Below are 26,092 nucleotides of genomic sequence, written 5' to 3' on the forward strand. Positions count from 1 at the left end.
GAACAGAAAAAAGAGATGGCCCGTTATTTTTTACGGCTCCCAAAAATACTGGACCCCACCCGCACCAGGGTTGCCCCTTCTTCAATGGCCACGGTAAAATCGCCAGACATCCCCATGGAAAGGTGGGGCAAAGCAAGGCCCGTATTTTGACGTATCTGTTCACGCAGGGCTGCCAGGGCACGGAAATAAGGGCGGGCACCCTCGCCTTCCGCACTGGCAGGGGGCAGGCACATAAGCCCTTCCACCCGCAGGCCCGCAAAACCCATAACGGCAAGGCACAAGGCTTCTGCCTCTTCCGGTGCCACCCCGCTTTTTTGCGGTTCCCTGCCAATATTCACCTGCAAAAGCACCCCCTGGGGCTGTGGGGCCGGGGCGTGCAGCGGTGCGGGTTTGCCTGCCACCTGGGCTTCCCACCCGCGTTGCAGGCCTTTGGCAACCTTTACGGAATCAACCGAATGCACCAGGGAAAAATGCCCCGGCAGTTCCTTGGCCTTGCGGCTTTGAATGTGCCCAATAAAGTGCCACTGGGGCTGCACCGCAGGGGCGGCATTGCCCCCCTGCAACAAGGCAGCAACGGTCACCTGCTTTTCCAGCGCTTCTTGAATGTAACTTTCACCAAACACAAGGGGACTTCCACCAAGGCAATCGGCCCCAGAGCAATTAGCCCCGTGGCACGCGGCCCAATGGCGGGCAATGGCGGCCACAGGTTCAGCCCCGTAGGTTTTGGAAACAGCCACTAGCTGCACGTCGTGCGGGGCCCGCCCAGCACGCAATGCAGCACCGGTGCAGGCTTCCCACACAACATCAAAACGCTCTTTGAGCTGGGCTTCTTCAGGCATACACATGGGCAAGTGCCTTATACCTGGGAACCAAGGCCCAGGGTATGCAGGAAGGAGACGTCGTCCACCCAGTTTTCCCGTACTTTCACCCACAGCTCAAGGTGCACCTTGCACCCCAGCAGGGCCATAATGTCTTTGCGGGCGCTTTGCCCCACTTCTTTAATATGCCGCCCGGCATGGCCAATAACAATGGCCTTGTGGCTGGCCTTGGCAACATAAATAACGGCATGAATGGTCACATGTCCGGTTACCGGGTCTTCTTCCCAGGCTTCAATGTCCACAGCGGTAAGGTAGGGCAGTTCCTGCTTCAAGGAAAGGAACAACTTTTCCCGAACAATTTCCGCAGCCATAAACCGGGTGGGCACAGTGGAAAGCTGGTCTTCCGGGAACTGGGCTTCACCTTCTGGCAACGCTTTTTTGAGGGCTTCCAGCAGTTGGGGCAGGCCTTCACCCTTAAGTGCGGAAAGGGGGAAAATTTCTGCTTTGGGCCAGCTTTCATGCAAAGTAGTAAACAGGGGCAGCAACAAAGACTTGTCGCCCAACAAATCAACCTTGTTGGCAATAACAAACACGGGGCGTGTTTCTGCCTCAATGGGTTTGATGAAGGGGCCAATGTCGCGGGCAAGGGCTTCTGGCGTGCGGGCGTAATAGTCTGCATCAATCATAATGGCAATAACGTCTGCCCCTTCCATGGCCTGCCAGGCAGACTGCACAATAAGGCGGTTCATTTTGCCGCGCAGTTGGTGCACGCCCGGGGTATCCATAAAAATGACCTGGGCATCTTTTTCAGAAAGAATGCCGGTTATCTGGTTCCGGGTGGTTTGGGGCTTGGGGGAAACAATGGCGACCTTTTGCCCAAGGTAGACATTGAGCAGGGTAGATTTGCCGGCGTTTGGCGGCCCCATAAGGGCAACCCAACCACAGCGGAACGGAGTCTCTGACATAATAAGTATCCTTGCTTGGGAGCGATGAAGCGCTGTTCACGGAACAGCACCCTCGCTCAAAAAATGTTATAATCGCGTGCGTTACCCGAGTCACTCCAGGCGTGGCCAACCTTGCCCGCCAGTACGTGGCTCTTTCAAGTTTGCAGTGGCTCAATGTAGTGCGAATGGGCTAAAAATCACACTTTCCAGCCCAAAATCCTGTAAAAACAAGGACCTTATTTTTACAACAAAAGCACCTGCCACAACACACAACGCTAGGGTAACAATGATTAAATGGCATTTTGGAAATGCGTAGTTATTTCGTTTGGCAAGGCACGAACTTTTTTTGAAGCAGGAGTGGACTCTTCCGTCCTCGACTGTTTCAAAAAAAGTGAAGTAACGCCGCCAAACGGAATAAATCAGCATTTCCCTAGGCAACAACGCGCTTGGGTGGGTTATACGCCAATATAGGCCAGGGGAGCAAGGGGCAGTGTAGGCCCAAGCCAAATTCCTGACAGATCTGCCTGCACCACATGGGGGTACATCTCCACGCCGGCTTTCAGGCTTTGCAAAAACAGGCGGGAGTAGTCTGGGTCCACATAACTTGCCGGAGCAAAGCAGGCCGCGTCCCCCCGCTCAATGCAGTAAAAAGTAGCTGCCCGCTGGCCCGCAGCTACCCTTTCCATCAAGGTGCCCATATGTTTTTGCGCCCGGGTGCTTACGGCATCTGGGAACGCCGCCACCCCATCTTCCACCAGCGTGACATTTTTACACTCCACCCACAGGTCGGGCAATCCTTCACCTTGCAGCAGGGCATCAATACGGCTTTCACCGCAGCGTGCTTCTGCCGAAAACTGGGTATACCCAGCGGCCCAGGGCAGTTGCCCGGCATAAAAGGCCGCCTTTAAGAGCCTGTTAGGGGTTTGGGTATTCACCCCCACCCACACAGGCTCTTTCCCGCCGGGCAGGCCAATAAGTTCCAGTGTCCAGGCCAGCTTGCGGGCAGGGTTGGCAGCGGGGGAAAGCAACACCTGCACTCCTTGGGGCACAAGCCCCAGCATGCTGCCGGAATTGTTGGTATGTGCCCACACTTCCTGGCCATTCACAGTGCAGCGCACGCTAAACCGCTTTACCCGTTCTTGCAATGTGCCCACAACACACCCTGCTGGCATAGGCAGCAAAGGTGGTTGTTGGGGAATTTTTTGAGAATTGTTCATAATGAAATAAATGTGTGGTTAAAGTGCCAAGCCCAAGTGGCACAAGGAATAACAAGCCACAAGGCAGGGCATGGGCCGTGTAAAAGAAGCATTTTTGCACCCCGTGGCACAAAGCAGCGTGCCGGGTGAATTTACAACCAGCCCGTAAGCTGATACCAAGGGGCATAAGGCTGGCTGCCCCACATGGGGCATTCCTGCACTGGGGTGTTCCCAGTGCAGTGTACATAGCAGCCGTTGAAAATGCGATTACATGAAATCTGGGAAACGCTCAGTTATTTCGTTAGGCAAGGCACGAGCTTTTTTTTGAAGCAGGCGTGAAGGCCGAGGCTCAAAACGGGCCGGGTCAACTCTTCCGTCCTCGACTGTTTCCTTATCCGCTCGGGCTTCGTGGAGATGTGCGGGTGGCTAACTCACCCTCACCCTTCGCCCTCACTCCACGGCTCGCGATGCTCGCGACTGCCGTCGGCTTTACGGGTATAACGCCGCCAAACAAAATAAATCAGCGTTTCCTTAGTATCACCTGCCTCTGCCACCTATGGGAAGGAGAATTCTATGCAGCTTGCAGACAGGGTGCAACACCTTAAGCCTTCAGCCACCCTGGCCATTAGCGCCAAAGCCCAGGAATTAAAAGCCGCAGGCCACGATATTTTGAGCCTTTCCGTGGGGGAACCAGATTTCCCCACCCCAAAGCATATTTGCGACGCGGCAAAAAATGCCATTGATGCCGGGTTTACCCGCTACACTGCTGTGCCGGGCACACCAGATTTACGCGCCGCAGCAGCGGGTTACTTCAAGCAGCATTATGGGGTGCAGGCCGGGCCGGAGAACATTATCATTGGGAATGGCGGCAAGCAGTGCCTGTACAACCTGTTTCAGGCCGTGCTGAACCCTGGCGACCATGTGCTTATTCCTGCACCGTACTGGGTGAGCTACCCGCCTATGGTGGAACTGGCCGGGGCAAAACCCGTAATTATTCCCAGCACTGCCGAGGCAGGGTTTAAAATTTCCGTTGCCGCGTTGGAAGCAGCCCACACACCCAAAACACGCATGCTGGTGCTAAACTCCCCTTCCAACCCAACAGGTGCATGCTACACGCAAAAAGAGCTGGAAGCAATCGCCGCCTGGGCAATTGCCCACAACGTGTTGCTGGCGGCTGATGAAATTTACGACCAGCTTGTGTACGATGGCAAAACCCCCTTAAGCCTTGCCCCCATGTGGGAGAAAAACCCGGAACACGTGGTGGTGCTGAACGGTACAGCCAAAACCTTTGCCATGACAGGCTGGCGCGTGGGCTATGCCCTGGCCCACCCCGATTACATCAAGGCCATGACCCGCCTGCAGGGGCAGTCTACTTCCAACGTATGTTCCGTAGCTCAAAAAGCCGCAGAAGCAGCCCTGCGCGGCGGTCTTGCGGAAGTGGAAGTGATGAAAAAAGCCTTTGAACGCCGCCGCAACCTAGCCATGGACATTGTAAACACCTGGCCTGACGTATTGTGCCCCCGGCCCCAGGGTGCGTTCTACATTTTCCCGGACATGCACCACCACTTTACCAAAGCCATGCCAGACTCCACCGCCATGTGCGCCTTTTTGCTGGACAAAGCAGGCATTGCAGCCGTGCCTGGAGCGGCCTTTGGCAACGACAACTGCCTGCGCTTTTCCTATGCCGTGAGCGACGAAACACTGGAAAGCGCCTTGACCAAAGTCGGCAAAACACTGTTCGGCTAGGGAAACGCGTAGTTATTCCGTTTGGCTGCGTTGCTTGCATTTTTGCAACGGGGGCAGGGCCGAAGAGTTGACTCGGCCCGTCCTGGGCCTCGGCCTTCGGCTCCCACCCTACGGGTGGTGCCCAATTCCGCTTTCCTGCGGAATTGTCAGCCGCCGTTTCAAAAAAAACTCGCGCCTTGCCAAACGAAATAACTGCGCATTTCCCAAGCGGAGAAAGCCCACCCTAAAGCCGACGGCAGTCGCGAGCGTAGCGAGCCGTGGAGCGAGGGCGGAGGGTACGGGCAGCTTGGCTGCCTGTACATCTCCACGAAGCCCAAGCGGAAGGAAGTCGAGCGAGGGCGGAGGGTACGGGCAGCTTGGCTGCCTGTACATCTCCACGAAGCCCAAGCGGAAAAAAGGAAAGCAATGAAACACATACTGGACTGGTCACACTCATTCACCCACAGGCTGGAAGGAAGCGGTTTTTCCACCCTGCGGCAAGCTGGCAGGGCCCAATCCCTGGCTGCCCGGCTGCGTGCCCATTTACAGGCAGACACATTGCCTTTTCTCTCCCTGTCATTCCGCAAACCGTTAGAAGAAGCCCTGCCCCCTGTGCTGGAACGCATTGCCCCGTACAAGCACATGGTGCTTTTGGGCATTGGCGGTTCTGCCCTAGGGGCACGGGCCTTGCAAAAAGCCTTTTACCCCCAACAAGACTGGCCCGGCCACACTGGCAAGTGCCTGTGGGTGGAAGACAACATTGACGCCCCGGCCCTTGATGCCCTGATGCACAACCTACCCCCACACGACACGGTGGTGGTGGTGGTTTCCAAGTCTGGCGGCACCATTGAAACCATGGCCCAGTTCATTCTGGTGCGTGCATGGCTGCAAAACGCCCTGGGGGATGCCTGGAAGCAGCATGTGGTGCTGGTAACAGACGCCACCTGCGGTGAACTGCGCCATGAAGCCGAAACCCATGGCCTGATGACCTTGCCCGTGCCAGACCACCTGGGCGGGCGCTATTCCGTGCTGTGCGCCGTGGGCATGTTGCCTGCCGCCTTTTTGGGCATTGACTACCAAGCCCTGCTGAGCGGCGCGGCAGCGGTTTCCACCAGCTTGCTGGAACAACCGGAAACCCTGGCAACCCACCCGGCCTTTCGCCTTGCCCTGTGGAATGAAGCGCTTATGGGCGCAGACTACAGCCAGTTACTCTTTTTCTGTTATGTGCCCCAGTGGCAATACATGGGGGCTTGGTTTGCCCAACTCTGGGCTGAAAGCCTTGGCAAGCAGGGCAAAGGCTCCCTGCCTGTGCCTGCTGTGGGCGTTACCGACCAGCACTCCACCAACCAGATGTTTCTGGATGGCCCCCGCGACAAGGGCTGCCTGTTTGTTAGCTGTGCCGCACAGGATAAAGGCCGGGCCTTTCCTGCGGAACTGGGGCCACGCTGGACCTACCTGCAAGGCAAGCACTTTGGTGACCTGCTCCAGGCCGAAGGCCTGGGCACCCGCATGGCCCTGGCCCAAAGTGGCGTGCCCGTTACCCACCTTGCCCTTGGTGGCACAGGTGAAGAGGCCGCAGGCCGCTTTATGCAGCTTGCCATGGCCGCCACGGTGTTCACTGGCTGGCTACTGGACATTGACCCCCTGGACCAACCTGCGGTGGAACTTGGCAAGCGCCTTGCCAATGCCCGCCTGGGTGCCCCCGGCTACGCAGAAGAAGAAAAAGCCCTGGCCCGGTTTATGGCCGAGCAGGGCAAAGACGTGGATACTATTTAAAAAAATATTACGTTTCTTGGGGGACGCTGTCCCCCAACCCCCTGCAAGGGACGTGACGCCCCTTGACCCCCATTAGCGTTCAGTTTTTCGCTCTGCGAAAAGCTGAACGTAAAGGTGGGGTTCCAAGGGCATCATGCCCTTGGCGGAGGGGCTTGGGGAGGCAGAGCCTCCCCAAAAAGCAAATAATTCTTTACTCCGGCTTGCTTCTGTCACCCAAAACCACAAGATTCTTCAAGTATTCACCGTAGGCATTTTTATACCGGGCGGCCTGCTCCAGCAGGGTGGTGTCGTCAATAAATCCGCTACGCCAGGCAATTTCTTCCGGGCAAGAAACTTTCAGGCCCTGGCGAGCTTCCACAGTTTGCACAAAGTCGCTGGCAGCCAGCAGGGCGTCGTGGGTGCCGGTGTCCAGCCAGGCCACACCGCGGCCAAAGCGTTCCACGTGCAGAGTATTGTTCTGCAAATACACGTTGTTCACGTCGGTAATTTCCAGCTCTCCCCTGGGGGAAGGCTTTATGCTGCGGGCCACTTCCACAATATGCTCATCGTAAAAATACAGCCCGGTTACCGCATAATGGGAACGCGGTTTGACGGGCTTTTCTTCAATACTCAGGGCGCGGCCAGCATCATCAAATTCCACCACGCCGTAGCGCTGCGGGTCGTTCACATGGTAGCCAAACACGGTGGCCCCGGTGGTACGCTGCTTGGCGGCCTGCAACAGGCCGGAAAACCCGTGCCCAAAAAAGATATTGTCCCCCAGCACCATGCAGGTGTTGTGCCCTTTAATAAAGGCTTCTGTCAGCAAAAAGGCCTGGGCCAACCCTTCGGGCTTTGGCTGCATAACATAGGTGAAGGAACAGCCCCATTGCTCCCCTGTGCCCAGTAGCGCCTGAAATAAGGGCAGGTGGTCAGGGGTGGAAATAATGGCAATTTCCCGTATGCCCGCCAGCAAAAGCACTGAAAGCGGGTAATAAATCATTGGTTTATCGTAAATAGGCAAAAGCTGCTTGCTTATGCAATGGGTAAGGGGGGCCAGCCGGGTGCCGGAACCGCCCGCCAAAATAATGCCACGCCAAGATGCTGCCATGAAAACCTCCTTCAATGAACCCCCACAAGGCCTGCACTGGCCCAGGGGAGCAATAAGCTTTAGTAGAGTGCGATAATTCTTGCAACAACTGGGCCACGAGTAAAAGTTGCACTGGCAACAGCCTGGCAACACCGCAGGCCGAATACACAATAAAGGGGGCCAAATTCATTGGCCCCCTTTTGCGTGTACGTTCCCGCAAAGCGGAAACGTACACGCTGATGCAGGTTCCAAGGGCATCATGCCCTTGGCGGTGGGGCTTGGGGAGGCAGCGCCTCCCCAAGTAGATAATCTCTACTTAATAGTCTTCAACTGCTCCCAATACTTCTCGTACATCTGCAAAGCATCGCCCACGTCTTGCGGAAATTCCATACGCTTGCGCACCTCTTCCGTGGGCACCAGAATGAGGTTTTGCTGCATTTCTGCGGGCAGCAGGGAAAGGGCGTCACGGTTTGGGGTGGAGTATTTGTATTCTTCCACAGCCCGCTTGGCCACGTCTGGGCGCAGCAGGTAGTTAATGAAGGCATAGGCGTTTTCTTTGTTGGGGGCATTTTTCAGAATAACAAAGTTATCTACCCAGCCAATACTGCCTTCTTCCGGGAACACAAATTCCAGTTCCGGCTTTTCTTCCCTGGCCACCAAAAAGTCGCCATTCCAAATGGGGCCTGCCCACACTTCTTCACTAATCAAAGCCTGCTTGATGGCGGTAACGTCGAACACCCGCACAGAAGGTTTCAGCGCACGCAAAAATTCATAGGCCGCGCCAATTTCTTTCGGCACAATGCTGTTCACAGAAAAACCCTTGGCTTGCAGGGCAAGGCCAAAGGCATCGCGCAGGTCGTCGGTTAAAATAAGCTTGCCCTTAAATTCCGGGCGGAGCAAGTCGTTCCACTTGGTAATGGAACCTTTAGGAATAAATTTCGTATTGTAGGCAAGGCCAACGGCCCCCCACATGTAAGGCAAGCTGTATTTATTTTCTTTGTCAAAGCCCATGCCCAGCATTTTTGGGTCCAGGTGCTTCATGTTAGGCAGCTTGCTGTGGTCCAAAACGTCCAGCAGCTTGTTTTGCACCATGCGGCCCACAAAGTAGCCGGAAGGGAACACAACGTCATAAGACTTGCCGCGCAACAGCTTTACCTTGGCAAACATGGCTTCATTGGACTCAAAAGTGGAATACACCACCTTAATGCCTGTTTCTTTGGTAAAATCATCCAGCACACTCTGGGGAATAAATTCCGACCAGTTGTACACAACAACTTCGTTCTTGCCCCCCTTGGAGGCAGCCAGTGCCGAAACGGCACCCCCGGCACCAAACACCGCCAAACCAGCCAGCAGCAAAAAACAAGCAACAATACGGCGTTTCATTATTTCTCCTTCCTATTATGAACAAAAAATGCGCACAATGCGGGGCCATGAGGGAAAACTTCATGGCAATTATCGACACAACCCCATGCGTGAAATGCCACACGACGTATGACAGAATAGCGCATGACAAAATATAGACGGTTTTTGGGAAAACACCAAACACTTGTTGCAAGGGGGGGGGGATACGCTGCGCACTACTTGTATTATGAACAGCGTTTATTCACCCATGCTTACTGTTGGCCTACTCGCATTATAGAAAACAGTAAAAGATAGATACCTTTTAATGAAATAGTTCAATATGATAAATACATTCAAAAATAACTATAGTCATATTTCAAGTGCACTGTTCAACCTCTGAAAGTTGCTAAGTTCAAAGGGAGAGAGCTACCAATGACGATTGGTGAACACTTAAAAGGCCTTCTAAAGCTGAAAATTTCAGCGCAAAAAGCTTGGTTGCCCTAAGCAAAAATGATCGGTTTGTTATAAGCAACTAAAATTTGGATAAACGAACTCATCAAACTTGTTTCATAAACTTTGCGTACGTTATCCAATATTCATCCCTGGACTAATTTATGTTTAGCCATGCTTGCCCGTTAAACATTTGTACTGAGTAGCCTGTACTGCACATGAGCTAAGAGGTGCAATAACATTAAAGGAGAAATCTTGATGAGCCAAGAATGCATTTGTGAAACCCCAACTATGGAAGTTCCTGTTCTAGGCATTAAACTCTCATTACCTGAAAACTTTTTCCCAGCTCCTGGTCCTTCTGAGTCAGGAATTAAGACTTGGGAGAGCGACTGGTTCAAAATTGCTGAAAATCGTGCCTATAATTTCCAGCATAACCTGAATTTTACAAAGCCATGGTTAATCATGCCAAGGCTCGTGTTTAGAGTTATCAAGGCCGAGGGTGGCTGGGAAATTGGAGATATTATTTTTGCAGACGGGCAAAACTATGTCGGGGCTACAGGAAGCAGTGAAATGGGCTGGGCAATAAGTGCAACAGCAACAGAAGCTCAAGTAACATTCGGAAATCACAATCTTTTATTTGGCACGAAAAAGAGTGGTGGGTTTGGAACTTTGTACAAATCGAGTGTTGAAGCGAATCTTGTGATTACTTACTAACTAATTCTTGGAACAGGCGGACTCGCACAATAGCAGTAGCACTACTTTCAAAATGCAGATTCCTGTTCCGCATCAACTTTTGATTTTCATAATGTGCATACAATTACAACGCTAGATATCTAGTGACTCTACTCCGAAAAAACAAAAACTCTCTTGAAAGGATAAAAAATATGAGCCAAGAATGCACCTGTGAAACACCCTCTTTCGAAGTTCCTGTTTTGGGTATTAAGCTGACACTACCAGAAAATATATTTCCCGCTCCGGGACCTTCTGGAGAAGGCTTTCAAACCTGGGAAAGTGGCTGGTTCACAATAGCTGCAAGTAAGGCATATACTTTTGAACATAAACTTAACCTTGCCACGCCTTGGCTGGTTATACCCCGGCTGGTGTTTAAAGTTATAGCACCACAAAATGGCTGGCAGGCTGGTGATATCGTTTTTGCAGATGGTCAAAACTATGTTGGCGCTACAGCTAACACAGAAATGGGTTGGTTAATCAACTTGAAAAAGGATGATGCTCTTGTGACATTTGGCAATGATAGCTTTCTGGCTGCCACAATGAAGACAGGGGGATTTGGAGCGCTATACAAGTCAAATGTTGAGGCAAAACTACTTATTTCTTATTAGAATATTGTCCCTATAAGCATAACGCCTAAAAACAGCTTCCTCTAAAAAAGTAACTGTGTGTTTACAAGGCAATTCCTTGATGGACACACAGTTACCAAAGATAGCAAGAGTCTCTACTCTCAAATTAGCATGTGGAACACATTACTAATAAAACGTTTCCCAATCTCTCCCCTCTACTTCTTCTTCCCCTGCAGCATGGCCTGCGCCGTCAGCACCAGCACCAGGGTCAGCACAAACATAATAGCGGAAAGGGCGTTGACGTCCGGCTTCACTCCCAGTTTCACCATGGAGTATATTTTTACGGGCAGCACTTCAAAGCTTGGGCCTGTCACGAATGTGCTGATAAGCACATCATCCATAGAAAGGGTGAAGCTGAGCAGCCACCCTGCGGCCACGGCAGGGGCCGTCAGGGGCAGCAGGATGTGCCGGAAGGCCCCGGCTTCCGATGCGCCAAGGTCGCGGGCCGCTTCAATAAGGTGTTCGTCAAATTCTGCCAGCCGGGCCAGCACCGTAAGGGCCACAAAGGGCGTGCACAGGGTGGTGTGAGCAATGAACAGGGTGAAAAAGCCCAGTTCCACCTTGCAGGCAATAAACAGAATGAGCAGGGAAATGCCCATGACGATATCCGGGGAAAGGGTCAGCATGAGCAGCCCGGCATACATGGAATTTCTGCCGGAAAAGCGGTAGCGCTTCACGCTAAGGGCCGCGAGCCCCCCCACCAGGGTGGCCATGGTAGCAGAAGACACCGCCACCAAAAGGGAGTTCAGGGCTGCATCCATAATGGCGGTGTTATCCAACAGCAGCTTGTACCAGCGCAGGGAAAAGCCACCCCATGCCGTGGTGTACTTGTTGCTGTTGAAGGAATACACGAACACCACAAGCAAGGGCACGTAAAAAAAGGCATAGGTCAGCCACATATAACAACGACGTACTACACGCAACATGGCTATGCCCCCCCTTCCACACCGGAAACAAACATGTCGCCCCGCCGTTCACGCCCGGAAATACGCCTGTTTACCGTGCGGTACACCAGGGCAAGGGCAATAAGCAGCAGTGTCATAACAGAACTGGCCGCCGCACCCAGGGGCCAGTTGTTCGCCACAAGAAACTGGTTTTTAATGAAGGTGCCCAGCAACATGTTGGTGGCACCGCCCAGCACTTCCGGCACATAAAAACAGCCAAGGGCAGGCAGAAACACCAACATGCACCCCGCCACAATACCCGGCAGGGTAAGGGGCAGCGTAACGTGCCAGAAGGCCCGCAAGGAACTGGCCCCCAGGTCTTTGGCAGCGTCCACAAGGCGCGGGTCCAGCTTTTCAATGGAAGCGTACAGGGGCAGCACCATAAAGGGCAAAAAAGTGTAGGTAAGGCCAATGAACACGGCAAGGTCGGTGTACATAACCTCAATGGGGCTGGCAATAAGGCCAAGGGCCATAAGGGCCTTGTTCATCATGCCTTGCGCGCCAATAATAAGAATAAGCGCGTAGGTGCGAATGAGGGAGTTGGTCCAGAAGGGGATAATGACCAGGAGCAGCAACCAGGGCCGCCTGCGGGGCGAAGCTTTAGCAACAGCATAGGCAAAGGGATAGCCTGCCGCCAGGCACACCAGGGTGCTTGCCACGGCAAGGCGCACTGTGTCCCACAGCACGGTAAGGAAAATGGGGGAAAACAGTTCTTCAAAGTTGTTCAGGGTAAACACGGGAATGAAAAAGTCCGTTTCCCCTTTGTCCAGAAAGGCCACCAGCAACAGGGCAATGTTTGGCAACAGGGCGAACACCCCCAGCCAAAACCACGTTACCCCAATGCTGGTTACCCGGAAAAGCTGCCCTTGGCGCATGCTATTCCTCCTCATCTTCTAGAACAACTTCCCAGCCTTCTACCCAGCTTACTGTGACTTTTTCGCCGGGCCGGTAGTTGATGTCTTCATCATCTTCGTTAAAAAATTCTGCGGCCTGCAAGGTTTTTCCGTTGTCCAGGGTCAGAATGATATCCACCGTGGCCCCTTTGTACACGGTTTCATCAATGTGCCCGGTAAAAAACGGCGGCTCAAGGGCCTGCTCGTGTTCCAGGTGCACCTTCAAATCTTCCGGGCGCAGCAATACCTTTACCTTGTCGCCCTCGGAAAATTCGCGCCGGGTACGCAGGGAAAAGCTCACCCCTTCAATGTCGGCTGTCAGGCTGCCACCGTCGCGCACTTCAGTTACCTGCCCTTCCAGCACGTTAATGTCACCCACAAACCGGGCCACAAACAGGTTTTCCGGCTCTTCGTAAATTTCCTGGGGCGAACCAATTTGCTTAATGCTGCCCTCGTTCATAACCACCACCCTGTCAGACATAGCAAAAGCCTCTTCCTGGTCGTGGGTAACAAACACAAAGGTAATGCCAAGCTGGCGCTGCAAGTGCTTAATTTCAAACTGCATCTGCTTGCGCAGTTTAAAGTCCAGGGCGCTGAAGGGTTCGTCCAGCAAAAGTACCAGGGGGTTGTTCACAATGGCCCTGGCAATGGCAACGCGCTGCTGCTGCCCGCCGGAAAGCTGACGGGGCATTCTGTCTGCCATACCTTCAAGGTGCACCCGGCGCAACACTTCCGCCACGCGCTGGTTCACTTCATTTTTGGGCAGGCGCTGCATACGCAGGCCAAAGGCCACGTTGTCCCACACGCTCATGTGGGGGAACAAAGCGTAGTTCTGGAACACGGTGTTTACCTGGCGCTGTTCCGGGGGCAGCTCGTTCACGCACTCGCCCTGCAAGAAAATTTCCCCTTTGGTGGGGCTTTCAAAGCCGGAAAGCATACGCAAAATAGTGGTTTTTCCGCAACCGGAAGGGCCAAGCAAGGTTAAAAATTCACCGTTGCCAATAACTAGGTTCACGCTATGCAAAGCACAGGTGGTGCCAAAATACTTGGTCACCCCACGCAATTCAAAAACAGGTGCTTGTTCCACAAAAACCTCACCGGGAATATAAGGAAAACAGTGCGTTATGGGAGTAGGGCCAATGGCCTTAGAGACGGATAAAAGAACACAGCACATCAGCATACCCACAACAAGGGAAGGCCAATGTGCCGCTTGCATTGCATTGCCATGTTTTTACCTAACAGACAAGCAGAAAAGCAGGGGGCAGGCAGCCGTGCCGCACCGCCAACCGAGTAAGTCAGTTACCCTAATACCCTACACCCTTACTTGGAAATAAGACACAAAAAAAGCCCGGAAGAACCGGGCTTGAAAAAACTGTAGGGGAGAGCCGTAACACGCTATGCACATGGGAATGGAACCACTCTCCATGCCCCTAACAGAAGGCTTAAGCAACCACTGCACCAATGCAATGCAGAAAACGCTCAGTTTTTCGTTTGGCAAGGCACGAGATATTATTCCCAAAAAAAGTGAGCAGCGCAGCGAAACGGAACAACTCAGCGGTTCCTCAGGCCCTGCTCACAAATAGGCAATTTTGTTCGCTGGCAAGGAAGATGAGACATGCATGAAGGAGTGTACTCTTCACGTACTCGACGGAAATGCATGGCGAAATATGACGACGCCAGCGGGCAAAAGAGCCATTTGTGTGCAGGGCCTAGGCAATGGCAAGGCGGAGAGTCTCAGCAAAAGTCGTGCGTAAATCGTCGGCCCTGGCAGGGTCCAAACCGCACAGCCCAAAAACGGAGGCAAACAGCATTTCCGTGGGCACAGCAAGGGTTTGCAGGCCGTCGCTCATCATGCACAGCTCACCTTCCGGCTTCACGCTGTAATGCCTGCGCTGCTTGCGCCCGCCGTCTGCAACCACAATGGAATAGACCTGAGAGCCTTCGTCTGTAAGAAACAGGCGCATGCGGGTCAGGCTACCGCTTTCTTCATCATAAAACGATGTTTCAGAAAACACACGCCCGGTAAATTCAAGCCGTGTTCCATTGTCGCTCTGCAAAATAATTCGTTCCATCGCGCGCTCGCTCCCACGGTTTGCTTCCTGCTCCGTGCGCTGGTGGTTCATGAATGCCCCTTTCTACAAAAGCGGCGTTATGCGGTTATTGGTGCCTGTGTGGCAACTGTAATGGTATTTATGCCATGGGAAACAGGCTAAGCTGCTCCGGCTCATCTTTTTTCTTGCTATCTTTCGTCGCCTCAAGGGCAACAGGGGCATCGCCTGCGGCCTGCGGGGCCAGTTCTATTTTTTCAAACAACTCACCACCGCCACTGGCTACCCAAAACGCTTCCAGGTCTCTGCGTGAAAGCCTGTACTCGCGCCCCAGCTTTGCAGCAAGCAATTCCCCGCCATGAATGGCGCGGCGCAGCGTTTCCTTGTGGCAGCTCAGTAAATCGGCGGCTTCTGCCAGAGTATAGGTTGTTTTTACGGCAGGTTCCCGCATGGTTCAATATGCTCCCTTTATATCTCTTTCTATTTTTACCCCCAACTGGCTACTTTTGTCAATGCACGCCCTTTAACACAACTCGTAGCCACTGAACAATGTTTTACGCTGTTTTTATCTTTTGGCGTCATTTTTGTCTAAATAACGTGCTGTAACATCACTTTCACCCGGTTTTACCTGTTAACCACCCTGAATACCATACTTACGTAGAAACAAGCACATAAGGCAGGATAACCGAGATAACTCGTAGTTATTCTTACAAAAAGTATCTTTATCTACTTTCACCAAGGGAACTATGCAGTATTCAAAACCCAACGCAACTCAACTGTACTTACACCACTCAAGTACACTGGAAGCAACTTGCCCTTTGCCACAAAAAAGCCGCCCAAGGGCGGCTTTTCTTAATGTAAGACCACTGCAAAACTCCGTTTTGCGTGCTTTTTGGGCGAAATGACTTCTCATGCCCAATGTGTTGTAGCTTGGGTTATTCCAAAGGCCCATCCCAGTGCTGTATGCCCTTGTACAAATGGTACACCGTACCGGAAAGGCGCTTTTGCAGCACAGGCAACGCCTGGGTGCTACGGTTGCCGGAACGGCAATACACAAGCCACGGCCCGCTATTCTGGCCTGCCGTTGCCGCAACTCTCGCTTCAAAGTCCGAGGAATAAAAATCAACATTCTCTGCCCCCGGAATTTTCCCACGGGAGAATTCGCCGGGGGTGCGCAGGTCAATAATACGTAACGGCTCCTTTTTCTCCAAAAGAGCCTTGGCATCTTCATTGGTTACGTTGACCACTTGCCCGGCAAGGCCCGCCCCGGCGCTGCCCAGCACAAGCACAAGGGCACATAGCCCCACACACACATACTGCTTCCACCTGGAAGAAACGCTATTTTTTTGTATTTGCTTATTGTTCATAGCATCCGTCCTTTTGCCAAATCAGCTTGGCATTCATGTCTTTTTAAGAATATAATGTAAGGCCACTGCCGCGCCAACACAAGTGGGGCCACATTTTTTCTTGCAATTAGTTTACACGCGGACTATTGTTTTGGGCCCATATGAACACAATTGAAAAGAACACACACCCTTTTCCCTTGTGCCGCTTCTTTTACCACGGTGTTACTGGCCGTGCATGACAAGAGCATTCCCATGCCCCAACAAGCGAAACTGGAAGATTACCTTGCCAACGTGGCGGAAAGCGTCCGTTCCGGCTATTTGCTTTTACTGGCAGGCCAGCGGCAACAGCGTGAAATTAATACAGCCCTGAAAAAGCTTGGCCTTACCTCTGCCCACTGCCAAATGCTGTATGGCATTTACGAGCTTACCCGCCAGCGCCAGAAAATTACTCAGAACGACCTGGCACGCTATATTATGCTCAACAAGTCCATGCTTTCCACTGTGCTTAAAAAGCTTATTGCCAAAGGCTATGTAGTGCGTGAACCCGACGCCGCAGACAGCCGCGCCAACAACCTGTTCCTGACGCCAGCCGGGGAAGAAATTGCCTGCAAGGCATTTGTATTGCTGGAAACGGTAGACAAATTTCTGTTTGAAAACAAGGGCATTGATTTACAAGCGCTCAACGCTGCCCTGCGCCTTGTAGCCGGGGTGAACGAGGAAGAACAGTGCCCACAGCCGGTGCCCCCGCTTTACGACCTCACCACCCACAGCCCATAACAGAAGCACACCCCAGCTACGGGCTTGCCGAAACGGCTTCCCCCCCCAACGAATCCCCTTCAAGTGCTGCACCAACGGTTGCCAGCCTTGCCCAAGATACTTTCCAAGCGAGGAAATAGACAATGACCAAACGTACCTCCCTGTTACTTCTTTTTAGCCTGCTGCTCAGCACTGGCCTGTTGCAAGGCTGTAGCCCGGAACCCATGTCCATTGCCGGAATGCCGGAAGTAAGCTTTCTTGAACTGCAAGTCACCCCCACCCAGCTTTCCAACGACCTTTCCGGCCGCACAACGGCCTACCGTTCTGCGGAAATTCGCCCGCAAGTAAGTGGCATTATCCAAAAGCGCCTGTTTACAGAAGGGGCCATGGTAAAGGAAGGCGAACTGCTGTACCAAATTGACCCGGCCCTGTTCCTTGCGGCTGTCAGTTCTGCCAAGGCTGCCCTGATGCAGGCGGAAGCAACGGCCCGCTCCAACGGGCTTTTGGCCCAGCGGTATGCCACCCTGGTAAAAAGCAATGCCGTAAGCAAGCAGGAATATGACAACGCCCGCGCCGCTGCGGAACAGGCCACTGCGGCCGTGGCAGCCGCCAAGGCCCAACTGCAAACAGCGGAAATCAACCTGGAATACACCAAAGTGCCTTCCCCTATTTCCGGCATTATCGGTAAGTCATCGGTTACCCCAGGTGCCCTTGTTAGCGCCGGGCAGCCCACCCCCCTTGCCAGTGTGCAGCAAACAAACCCCATGTATGTGGACGTTACCCAGTCTGCCACGGAACTTTTGCGCCTGAAAAAAGGCACCCAGGGTGAAAACCTGGTGCGCAGCCCCCTGGAAGGGGCCACCACCCGCATGACCCTGCCGGATGGCACCACCTATGCCCATGAAGGCAAGCTGCTGTTTTCCGAAGTGACGGTGGATTCCGGCACAGGTTCATTTATTATTCGCGCCGAATTCCCCAACCCGGAAGGGGTACTGATGCAAAACCTGTTTGTGCGCCTGAATGTGCCTTCCGCCATCAGTGAAAATGCCATTCTCATTCCCCAGCGCCTTGTGAACCGCAACCCCAAAGGCGACCCCATGGTTATGGTGCTGGTGCCCAAGCAATTTGACGACCCTGCCAAGGCACCCAAGCTGCCAGACCCCAGCATGGGCGTGTATGATGTGCAACCAAGGCCCATTACCATTGCCCAGTCCCAGGGCAACCAGTGGGTTGTTATTGACGGTGTCAAGCCGGGCGAGCGCATTCTGGCCGACGGCATCATGAAGCTGGGCCAGGGCGGCTCCACCGTGCTTGCCACACCTTACAAGCCGAATGCTGCCCCAGCGGGCGCGCCGGGCGCACCTGCCAAGTAGCCAAAGACATTGCCAGGTAACCTGCCCACAACGCAGTGCCTGAAGCGGTGTTGTTCACCCAATAAAGCACGTTCCAAACACGAAACGCCGGGCGGCTTGCCTGCCCCGCGTCCACCGAGTTACTTGACTGCCAAGTGACTCCAGATTCAGGAAACTCATATGGCACATTTTTTTATTGACCGACCTATCTTTGCCTGGGTTATTGCCATCATTATCATGATGGCCGGGGGCATTGCCCTTACCCAGCTTCCGGTGGCGCAATTCCCCAACATTGCCCCCCCCATGGTAACCGTTAATGCTGCATACCCTGGTGCTTCGGCCCAAACGGTGGAAAACACCGTGACCCAGGTTATTGAGCAGAACATGAAGGGTATTGACCACTTAACCTACATTTCCAGCACCAGCGACGCCACCGGCAGTGCAGAAATTACCCTGACCTTTGATTCTGGCACAAACATTGATACCGCCCAGGTGCAGGTGCAAAACAAGTTGCAGCTTGCCATGCCTTCCCTGCCGGAAGCTGTGCAGCGCCAGGGCGTTTCCGTTACCAAGTCGGCCATGAGCTTTCTTGTGGTGGTGGGCTTTGTTTCCACCGACCGCAGCATGAACGCGGCAGACATCAGCGACTATGTATACAGTAACATTCAGGATCCGCTCAGCCGCGTTTCCGGCGTTGGGGAGCTCACCATTTTTGGTGCCCAGTATGCCATGCGCATTTGGTGCGACCCGGAGCGCTTCCGTGAATTCGGGCTTATGCCTTCAGACGTGGTAGTTGCCATACAGGCCCAGAACGCACAGGTACCCGGCGGGCAACTTGGTGGCCTGCCTTCCATTGAAGGCCAGCAAATTAACCTGACCGTGAACGCTGCCAACCTGATGCAAACCAGGGAACAGTTTGAACACATCATTTTGCGCACCCTTCCTTCCGGTGCGGCATTAAAGCTGAAAGACGTTGCACGTGTTGACCTGGACAGTGAAAACTTCCAGTCCCTTGCCCGCTATAATGGCGAACCCGCTGCGGCCCTTGCCGTGAAGCTGGCTTCCGGGGCCAACGCCCTGGCCACCCAGGAGGCAGTGCTGCAAACAGTGCATGAACTTTCCAAGTTCTTCCCTGCCGGGCTGAAAGACGTGTACCCCTTTGATACAACGCCCTTTGTGCGTATTGCCATTGATGAAGTGTACAAAACCCTGGCCGAGGCCGTGTTCCTGGTATTTTGCGTTATGTATTTGTTTTTGCAAAACTTCCGGGCAACGCTTATTCCCACCATTGCTGTGCCTGTGGTACTGCTTGGCACCTTTGGCGTGTTGGCGGTGGCGGGCTTCAGTATTAACACCCTCACCATGTTCGGCATGGTGCTGGCCATTGGCTTGTTAGTGGACGACGCCATTGTTGTGGTGGAAAACGTGGAACGCCTCATGCAGGAAGAGCACCTTTCCCCCAAGGAAGCCGCCAAAAAGTCCATGACCCAAATAACCGGAGCCCTGGTGGGCATTGCCATGGTGCTTTCAGCCGTGTTCATTCCCATGGCCTTTTTTGGTGGCTCGGTGGGGGTTATTTACCGCCAGTTTTCCATTACCATCGTTTCTGCCATGACCCTTTCGGTGCTGGTAGCCTTAATACTTACCCCGGCCCTGTGCGCCACCATGCTCAAGCCCCACCAGGAAGGAGCCACAAAATACGGCTTTTTTGGCCGTTTCAACCGCTGGTTTGACAAAACTTCCGGCAACTACCAGAACCGGGTTGCCAAAATGATTAACAAGCCGCTGCGCTACCTGCTCATTTACGGGGCCTGCCTGGGGCTTATGGCCTATATCATGATGCGCCTGCCAACATCCTTCTTCCCGGACGAAGACCAGGGCATTGTGTTCACCATGGCCCAGCTCCCCCCCACCTCTACCCTGGAAAACACGGTGAAGGTGCTGGAACAAATTGAACACCACTTTCTGGTGGAAGAAAAAGACAACGTGGAAGGGCTTATTACCGTTGCAGGCTTCAGCTTTGCCGGTAGCGGCCAGAACACGGGCATGGGCTTTGTACGCCTGAAAGACTGGAACCAACGCAAAAGTGCATCCCAGCACGTGAATGCCATTGTAGGGCGTGCTTACGGTTCCTTCGCGCGCATCAAGGAAGCCATGGTGTTTGCCTTTGCCCCGCCAGCCGTGCTGGAACTGGGCAACGCCACAGGCTTTGAATTTCGCCTGATGGACATGGCAGGCCTTGGGCACGATGCCCTGATGCAGGCCAATGGGCAGATGATGAACATGATTTACAACCCCGCCGCGGGGGTAATGGTGAATGGGGAAACCCCCGGCAATGTGCTTACCAAAACACGCCAAAACGGCCTGCCCGACGTGGACGAACTGCGCCTTGCCATAGACCTGCCCCAGGCAGGGGCACAAGGTGTTGCCCCGCAAAGTATTTATTCCACCATTGCAGCTTTTTGGGGTGGTTCCTACGTAAACGACTTCATGGACAGGGGCCGCACCAAAAAAGTGTATTTGCAGGCAGACAAGCCGTTCCGCATGCAGGAAAAAGACTTTGACCGCTATTATGTGCGCAACGACAATGGCCAAATGGTGCCGCTAAGCAACTTTGTTTCCACAAGTTACGGCAAGGCATCTCCCCGTTTGGAGCGTTTTAACGGCGTACCTTCCCTGCAATTTCTGGGGGAAGCACAGCCAGGGCGCAGCTCCGGCGAGGCCATGCTCATGATGGAAGGATTAGCCGGAAAACTCCCCCCCGGCTTTGGCTATGCCTGGTCTGGCCTTTCCTACCAGGAACGGCTGAGCGGTGCGCAAGCCCCCATTTTGTATGCCATATCTATTCTGGTAGTGTTTTTGTGCCTTGCCGCCCTGTATGAAAGCTGGAGCGTGCCCTTTTCCGTACTGCTGGTGGTGCCCCTGGGGGTACTGGGTGCGGTTGCCGGGGTAATGGCACGGGGCATGAGCAACGACGTGTATTTTCAGGTGGGGCTTTTGGCGGTTATTGGCCTTTCGGCTAAAAACTCCATTCTTATTGTGGAATTTGCCAAAGACCTGCATGAAGAAGGGCAAGAACTGCTGGAAGCCACCTTGCATGCGGTGCGCATGCGCCTGCGGCCCATTATCATGACATCCCTGGCCTTTATTCTGGGGGTTATGCCCCTTGCCATAAGCAACGGGGCAGGTTCCGGCAGCCAAAACGCCATTGGCACCGCTGTGGTGGCAGGCACGTTTATGGCCACATGCCTTGGCCTTTTCTTCACGCCCATTTTCTTTGTGCTTATCTGCTCGTTCTTTATGAAAAAGAAGCCGCAGACTACGACTGAAGGAGCCCACCATGAGTAATGGCTTTGCCCTTGGGCACGCAGTGGCACCCACCCCGGCTTGCGCCGCAAGCCCTATGCGCCCCGTGCGCCAAAAGGCTCCCTTTGCCCCGTTGGCCCTGGCCTTGCTGGCGGCAAGCCTTGCGGGGTGCACCATGGCCCCCAAATACCAGCGGCCCCCGGCCCCCATTCCCAACACCTATGTGTATGGTTCCACGGCAGAAGGCACCTTGCCTGCCTGGAAAAACTACTTTAACGACCCGGCCTTGCAGGGCCTTATTTCCCTGGCCCTTGCCAACAACCGCGACCTGCGCGTAGCCATGCTGCATGTGGAAAAAACCCGCCAGCAGTACCGCATTCGCCAGGCAGACCTTTTGCCCACCATTAACGGGGTTGCCCAGGAAACCGTGCAGTCATTGCCTGCCGACCTTTCCCCCACCCACACCTCAACCATTACCCGGCAGTATTCAGCCACCCTTGGCTTCAGCGCCTTTGAGCTGGACCTGTTTGGCAGAATCCGCAGCCTGAGCGACCAGGCCGTGGAAACCCATTATTCTGTGGAACAGGACGCCCGCACCGCCCAGCTTACGCTGGTGGCGGAAGTGGCAGGCCTGTATTACCAACTGGTGGCAGACAAAGAAACCCTGGGCCTGATGCAGGCCACCATGCAAAACAGGGAACAGCACTTGGGCCTGATGCAAAAACGCAATGCCACGGGTGTGGCTTCTGCCATGGACCTCAGTCAAGCCAAGGTGGCCTATGAAGAAGCGCGTTCCGGCCTTGCCAGGGCCAAAACCACGGTAGCCAAAACAGAAAATGCCCTTGCCCTGCTTTTGGGCACAAGCATTCCTGCCAATGTAAACCTGCCTGCTTCCTTTGCAGATGCCAAAAAACTGCCCAACGTGCCGGCAGGCTTGCCTTCAAGCCTTATGGAACGCAGGCCAGACATTCTGGCAGCCGAACACCGCCTGAAAGGGTCCAATGCCAACATTGGGGCCGCACGGGCCAACTTCTTCCCGCGTATAATGCTCACCGGGGCATTGGGCACCATGAGTACGGAATATACCAACCTGTTTACCGGTGTGCAGCAAGGCTGGAATTTTTTACCCCAAATAAGCATGCCCCTGTTTGATACAGGCCGCAACATTGCCACCTTGGGCGTAGCTGGGGAAGAAAAGAAAATTGCTGTGGCCCAGTATGAAAAAACCATTCAGGCGGCATTCCGGGAAGTGGCAGACGCCTTGGCCCAGCGCCAGGAAATGGGCACCATCATTTCAGCTGAAGAAGAACGGGCCAAAGCTGCGCGGCAAAACTTTGACCTTGCCAATGAGCGCTACAAGGCCGGGGTGGATAACCACCTTGTATTGCTGGATGCCCAGCGCACGTACCTGGCTTCCCGGCAGAACCTGATTGCCACGTACTTGCTGCGAGAGAGCAATAATTTGTCCCTGTACAAGTCCCTTGGTGGGGGCTGGCAATAAATTCCTTGTCTTTTTGGGTTGTGCCATGAAGTAGGTTTGAAGAGGCATTGGGGCAGATTAGCCTGTTTCCCCTTTTCCTCCGCAATACTCATTCCTGCATTAACGAATAAGGAGTTTATATGGAACGCGAGCAAGCTTTTGCCCTTCTCACTGCGGAGCAGCCAGAGCCGCACATGGTGCAGCATGCCCTTGCATCAGAAGCAGTAATGCAGCGTCTTGCAGAGCATTTTGGGGAAGACGCTCTCTTGTGGGGCATAACGGGCCTATTGCACGACATTGACTTTCCGCACACGCGGGAAACGCCGGAGCAGCATGGTGTGCAGGCCGAGGCCATGCTGGCGGGCAAGCTGGCACCAGAGCTGGTGTATGCCATTAAGGCCCACAATAGCGAATATACCGGGGCAGAGCCCAAAACCCGGCTGGATTATGCCCTGCGTGCGGCGGAAACAGTTACCGGGCTTATTGCTGCGGCTGCGCTTATGCGCCCCACAGGCATGGAGGGCATGGAAGTGAAAAGCATTAAAAAGAAAATGAAAGACAAGGCATTTGCTGCCAGCGTAAGCCGGGAACGGATTCGGGAATGTGAGCAAGCGGGTGTCCCCCTGGATACGTTCCTGGCCTTGAGTATTGAAGCTATGCAAGGGCAGCAGGCATAAGGAAATAGCCTTGCCCCAACGCCCAAGGCAGGCTATATACAACGTTATCCCACTTTCATGGAGCGAGTATGCCAATACGTTCACTTCCCTTTGTACAATCTCTTTCCCGCCTGCCCTTCTATGCCCTTGCGGCAATGCTGGCAGTTTTTCTGTGTATTTTCAGTGCAGGAAACATGGAAGCCCATGCGGCTGCGCCCAAGGTGCGGGTTGCCAAAAACCTCATCAACCTGCCCTATGCGTTTTCTTTTGAATACGATGCCGAACAATTTTTGGCTGTGTGCGTGGCCCCGCCACCTGCCCCCAACCTTGGGGCTGTGATGTACCCCAAAACCGGGGGCACCTTGCGCGTGAGCGCCGCCTTTTCAGTAGGAGATGCCACAGTTGAAGCTGTGCAAAACCAGGTGAAGGGCTGTAAAAAAGTGGTGCGCCCCGGCGTATTTGAAACGTATTACGTGTGCAAAGACGGCGTGCGGGCTTTTGTGGAAACCCGCGTGGGCAATACCGGGGCCCCCGGCCTGTACCAACTGCATTATGCACCGGGCAACAAAAGCGCCAACATGGCTCTGTTCCATGGTATTTTTGATTCCTTCAACCTGCTTAACTACCAACGCCAAGACGACGATGTACCCATGCAAAACATGTTCCCTGGCGTGGAGTTTATAGAAGATGCCAGCCAGCCCACGGGCTTCCGTACGGTGTTTGCGAGTAGTTTGTGTGAGCAACAAATGACGAACTAGGGAAACGCTCAGTTATTCCGTTTGGCGGCGTTACTGCATTTTTTTGAGGCGGGGCAGGACTGAAGAGTCCAGCACCCGCCTCAAAAAAACTCGTGCCTTGCCAAACGAAAAACTGAGCATTTCCCAAAATCAATTGATTTACGCCCATCTTCAAGCTCCTTTAGCACCGATATCATTATTGTATCTTTTTTAGGGTGATCTATACCAACAAGGAGTGTCATAAATGTCTACGCAGCAAATACAGCCCCCTCCGCGTTATAAGCATTGGGAACTGTTTTTAATCCTTGAAAATGAATTCCAGACTATATCCAGATATGTAGAAATTCATCCAGACAATGACGATACTTACTCACTAGAAATAGCTTCATTATTGGTTCGATGTTGTGGAATACAGGTTATTTTAGCTATTCTTGGTAATAGACAATATCGCGGCGTCTTCGCCGCACCTTACAGGTAATTCTTCGAGTTCCCCCTAGCCCACGCGCGCTTTGCTGCGCCCTGTTACCCATGCAACGTGCGGTTGTTTTGCCTCTATGCTCTTCCTACGTGGCAATTACCTTATGTGGCACAGCTAATTATTACAGCAAGCAACCGACAAGTGCCCATTACTCATACCCTGCACGGTGTACTTCCCGCGCGAATATATTTGTGCAGCGTACGAGTCTTCGAGTGAGCGGAACAAATCTACTGAGCGCAGGCCGTAACCTAGCGGGGTCACGGGGTGCAACCCCGTGGGTGTGGGGTTGTTAGGGGGCCGCACAAGGGCCCCCTAACCCAAGCGGAGCGGATGAATATAGAGAAAAAGAGGTAGAAGGCGGCGGCACGCCGCACGAACCCAAGTAGCCCTCATCTGCCCCCTCTTGCTTTACACAACATACAACCTAACCATATAAGAATACTGGATTCCCGCCTTCGCGGGAATGACGGTGCCGGGGGCTTATGCTAAACCTAAAGAAAAAAAATCGTTCTCCCACCCAAGCGGAGCGGATAACAGAAGAGAAAAGAGGCATTATTGCGGCGTACCGCCGCACGAACCTCTACGCTTTGTCTTTCGGTTCCGCAGCATCCCCCTCTCCCTCACCCGCGGGCAATGCCGCCTGCCCTGCCTCCACCACCTCGGCATCCAGCACCTGGGGCAATGCTTGGGGCAACGCCTGTACCCCTCCCCCACCCTGCCCACCTCCTGGCGGCAAGGCAATGTGGTTTTTGTCCACAATGAGCATACCTGTGCGTTCAAAAACTTCCCGCCGGAAGGCCATTTCCACTTCCAGCTTGCGGGTGCGGAACTTGAACCAGGCTGCTACTACTAAAAAACAACAAATAACCGCAGCAAGGCTCATAACAATATGCGGGATATACGGGGCAAACACCCCCGCAACACGTACAAAAGCAGAAAAAGCCCCATCAATGGTGGCAAGGGTGGCCCCGGCAATAATTAGGGCCAGCAACACCACGGCCACCGGGGCCCCCTTCAAAAAGCGGTACACCCGCTGGAAGCGCTCCGGCAGGCGGGCCTGCCACTCAGCCTCTTCTTCCGCTGTGCGCGGGCTGCGTTCAAACAACCCTACCCCGGCATAATGCACCGCCAGCACAAGGCCTGTGGGTAAAAAAACAATGCCTGCCAACCACGAAAGCAACGGAAAATTAATGCGTGTTTCCCCGCCCTGCCCAGTGCCAGCCGTAATAAAGCCGTAACTTACAGCAGCCACGGTAATCAAACACACAAGGGCGGCAATGGCTACCCCTGTATACAACCACAGTTCCTTACGCTGGCGGGTAAGTTCATTGTCACGGCGCCCATATGTCTCAGGCCGTTTATAGTCGCTTTGCGGTTGGTCGTCTTTAAGCTTCATGGAAACCTCAGTAGGTCCGGTGAAAA

22 protein-coding genes are annotated in these 26,092 nt (G+C 53.7%); 10 read left to right on the plus strand and 12 right to left on the minus strand.

Annotated elements, in window-relative coordinates; all coding sequences use genetic code 11:
• Nucleotides 1-23 precede the first annotated feature (23 nt).
• The 3 genes from G497_RS0103590 to sfsA form a co-directional block, all read right to left on the minus strand.
• Entirely contained in the window at nt 24-845 is an 822-nt protein-coding gene (locus G497_RS0103590) for a YggS family pyridoxal phosphate-dependent enzyme (protein WP_051257806.1), read from the minus strand.
• 11 nt (nt 846-856) lie between these two features.
• Nucleotides 857-1,783 (minus strand): GTPase Era, encoded by a 927-nt coding sequence (gene era / locus G497_RS0103595; protein ID WP_027187116.1) that lies wholly within the window; start codon nt 1,781-1,783, stop codon nt 857-859.
• 434 nt (nt 1,784-2,217) lie between these two features.
• Nucleotides 2,218-2,979, minus strand: a complete 762-nt coding sequence (sfsA, locus tag G497_RS0103600) for a DNA/RNA nuclease SfsA (RefSeq protein WP_051257807.1) — start codon at nt 2,977-2,979, stop codon at nt 2,218-2,220.
• 552 nt (nt 2,980-3,531) lie between these two features.
• Between sfsA and G497_RS0103610 the strand changes: the two genes are divergently transcribed.
• Both G497_RS0103610 and G497_RS0103615 read left to right on the plus strand, forming a co-directional pair.
• A complete protein-coding gene (locus G497_RS0103610) occupies nt 3,532-4,704 on the plus strand; it encodes a pyridoxal phosphate-dependent aminotransferase (protein WP_027187118.1) in 1,173 nt (390 codons plus the stop codon).
• Between the two features lie 405 nt (nt 4,705-5,109).
• Complete coding sequence (locus G497_RS0103615; protein WP_027187119.1) at nt 5,110-6,459, plus strand: phosphoglucose isomerase-related protein; 1,350 nt, start codon at nt 5,110-5,112, stop codon at nt 6,457-6,459.
• A gap of 190 nt (nt 6,460-6,649) precedes the next feature.
• Here the strand turns inward: G497_RS0103615 and rfbA are convergent, their stop codons facing one another.
• The gene (rfbA, locus tag G497_RS0103620) at nt 6,650-7,546 is read right to left on the minus strand and encodes a glucose-1-phosphate thymidylyltransferase RfbA (protein ID WP_027187120.1); all 897 of its coding nucleotides are present in this window, start codon (nt 7,544-7,546) and stop codon (nt 6,650-6,652) included.
• A 291-nt stretch (nt 7,547-7,837) separates the two neighbouring features.
• Complete coding sequence (locus G497_RS0103625) at nt 7,838-8,908, minus strand: ABC transporter substrate-binding protein (protein ID WP_027187121.1); 1,071 nt, start codon at nt 8,906-8,908, stop codon at nt 7,838-7,840.
• Nucleotides 8,909-9,571: 663 nt separating this feature from the next.
• On the opposite strand from G497_RS0103625, the gene G497_RS0103630 reads away from it, so the two are divergent.
• Both G497_RS0103630 and G497_RS0103635 read left to right on the plus strand, forming a co-directional pair.
• On the plus strand, nt 9,572-10,030 hold the full coding sequence (locus tag G497_RS0103630) for a hypothetical protein (protein WP_156907901.1): 459 nt from the start codon (nt 9,572-9,574) through the stop codon (nt 10,028-10,030).
• A gap of 170 nt (nt 10,031-10,200) precedes the next feature.
• Nucleotides 10,201-10,656, plus strand: coding sequence for a hypothetical protein (locus G497_RS0103635; RefSeq protein WP_027187123.1), 456 nt, complete (start codon nt 10,201-10,203; stop codon nt 10,654-10,656).
• Between the two features lie 173 nt (nt 10,657-10,829).
• Here G497_RS0103635 and potC read toward each other — a convergent pair whose 3' ends face one another.
• The 6 genes from potC to G497_RS18940 form a co-directional block, all read right to left on the minus strand.
• The gene (gene potC / locus G497_RS0103640; RefSeq protein ID WP_034636436.1) at nt 10,830-11,600 is read right to left on the minus strand and encodes a spermidine/putrescine ABC transporter permease PotC; all 771 of its coding nucleotides are present in this window, start codon (nt 11,598-11,600) and stop codon (nt 10,830-10,832) included.
• A 2-nt stretch (nt 11,601-11,602) separates the two neighbouring features.
• Nucleotides 11,603-12,493: an ABC transporter permease gene (locus G497_RS0103645; protein ID WP_027187125.1), complete on the minus strand. Its 891-nt coding sequence runs from the start codon at nt 12,491-12,493 to the stop codon at nt 11,603-11,605.
• A gap of 1 nt (nt 12,494) precedes the next feature.
• Nucleotides 12,495-13,598: a spermidine/putrescine ABC transporter ATP-binding protein PotA gene (gene potA / locus G497_RS0103650; protein ID WP_034636488.1), complete on the minus strand. Its 1,104-nt coding sequence runs from the start codon at nt 13,596-13,598 to the stop codon at nt 12,495-12,497.
• Between the two features lie 622 nt (nt 13,599-14,220).
• The gene (locus tag G497_RS0103660; protein WP_051257808.1) at nt 14,221-14,634 is read right to left on the minus strand and encodes a hypothetical protein; all 414 of its coding nucleotides are present in this window, start codon (nt 14,632-14,634) and stop codon (nt 14,221-14,223) included.
• Between the two features lie 67 nt (nt 14,635-14,701).
• A complete protein-coding gene (locus tag G497_RS0103665) occupies nt 14,702-15,010 on the minus strand; it encodes a helix-turn-helix domain-containing protein (protein ID WP_027187128.1) in 309 nt (102 codons plus the stop codon).
• Nucleotides 15,011-15,494: 484 nt separating this feature from the next.
• Complete coding sequence (locus G497_RS18940; RefSeq protein ID WP_051257809.1) at nt 15,495-15,926, minus strand: rhodanese-like domain-containing protein; 432 nt, start codon at nt 15,924-15,926, stop codon at nt 15,495-15,497.
• A 231-nt stretch (nt 15,927-16,157) separates the two neighbouring features.
• Here G497_RS18940 and G497_RS18945 point away from each other — a divergent pair, with 231 nt between their 5' ends.
• The 6 genes from G497_RS18945 (at nt 16,158) to G497_RS0103700 (ending at nt 24,213) form a co-directional block, all read left to right on the plus strand.
• Nucleotides 16,158-16,682 (plus strand): MarR family winged helix-turn-helix transcriptional regulator, encoded by a 525-nt coding sequence (locus G497_RS18945; RefSeq protein ID WP_156907903.1) that lies wholly within the window; start codon nt 16,158-16,160, stop codon nt 16,680-16,682.
• 122 nt (nt 16,683-16,804) lie between these two features.
• Complete coding sequence (locus G497_RS0103680; RefSeq protein WP_027187129.1) at nt 16,805-18,034, plus strand: efflux RND transporter periplasmic adaptor subunit; 1,230 nt, start codon at nt 16,805-16,807, stop codon at nt 18,032-18,034.
• Between the two features lie 159 nt (nt 18,035-18,193).
• Complete coding sequence (locus G497_RS0103685) at nt 18,194-21,361, plus strand: efflux RND transporter permease subunit (RefSeq protein ID WP_027187130.1); 3,168 nt, start codon at nt 18,194-18,196, stop codon at nt 21,359-21,361.
• Nucleotides 21,354-22,820, plus strand: a complete 1,467-nt coding sequence (locus G497_RS16600) for an efflux transporter outer membrane subunit (protein WP_051257811.1) — start codon at nt 21,354-21,356, stop codon at nt 22,818-22,820. The genes G497_RS0103685 and G497_RS16600 overlap by 8 nt, the downstream gene beginning before the upstream one ends.
• A gap of 119 nt (nt 22,821-22,939) precedes the next feature.
• On the plus strand, nt 22,940-23,476 hold the full coding sequence (locus G497_RS0103695; protein ID WP_027187131.1) for an HDIG domain-containing metalloprotein: 537 nt from the start codon (nt 22,940-22,942) through the stop codon (nt 23,474-23,476).
• A gap of 68 nt (nt 23,477-23,544) precedes the next feature.
• Complete coding sequence (locus tag G497_RS0103700) at nt 23,545-24,213, plus strand: hypothetical protein (RefSeq protein WP_027187132.1); 669 nt, start codon at nt 23,545-23,547, stop codon at nt 24,211-24,213.
• Nucleotides 24,214-25,250: 1,037 nt separating this feature from the next.
• On the opposite strand, the gene G497_RS18950 is transcribed toward G497_RS0103700, so the two are convergent.
• Nucleotides 25,251-26,066: a hypothetical protein gene (locus G497_RS18950; protein ID WP_051257812.1), complete on the minus strand. Its 816-nt coding sequence runs from the start codon at nt 26,064-26,066 to the stop codon at nt 25,251-25,253.
• Between the last annotated feature and the right edge of the window lie 26 nt (nt 26,067-26,092).

It is taken from the genome of Desulfovibrio cuneatus DSM 11391 (assembly GCF_000430005.1).
Classification (GTDB): Bacteria; Desulfobacterota; Desulfovibrionia; order Desulfovibrionales; family Desulfovibrionaceae; genus Frigididesulfovibrio; species Frigididesulfovibrio cuneatus.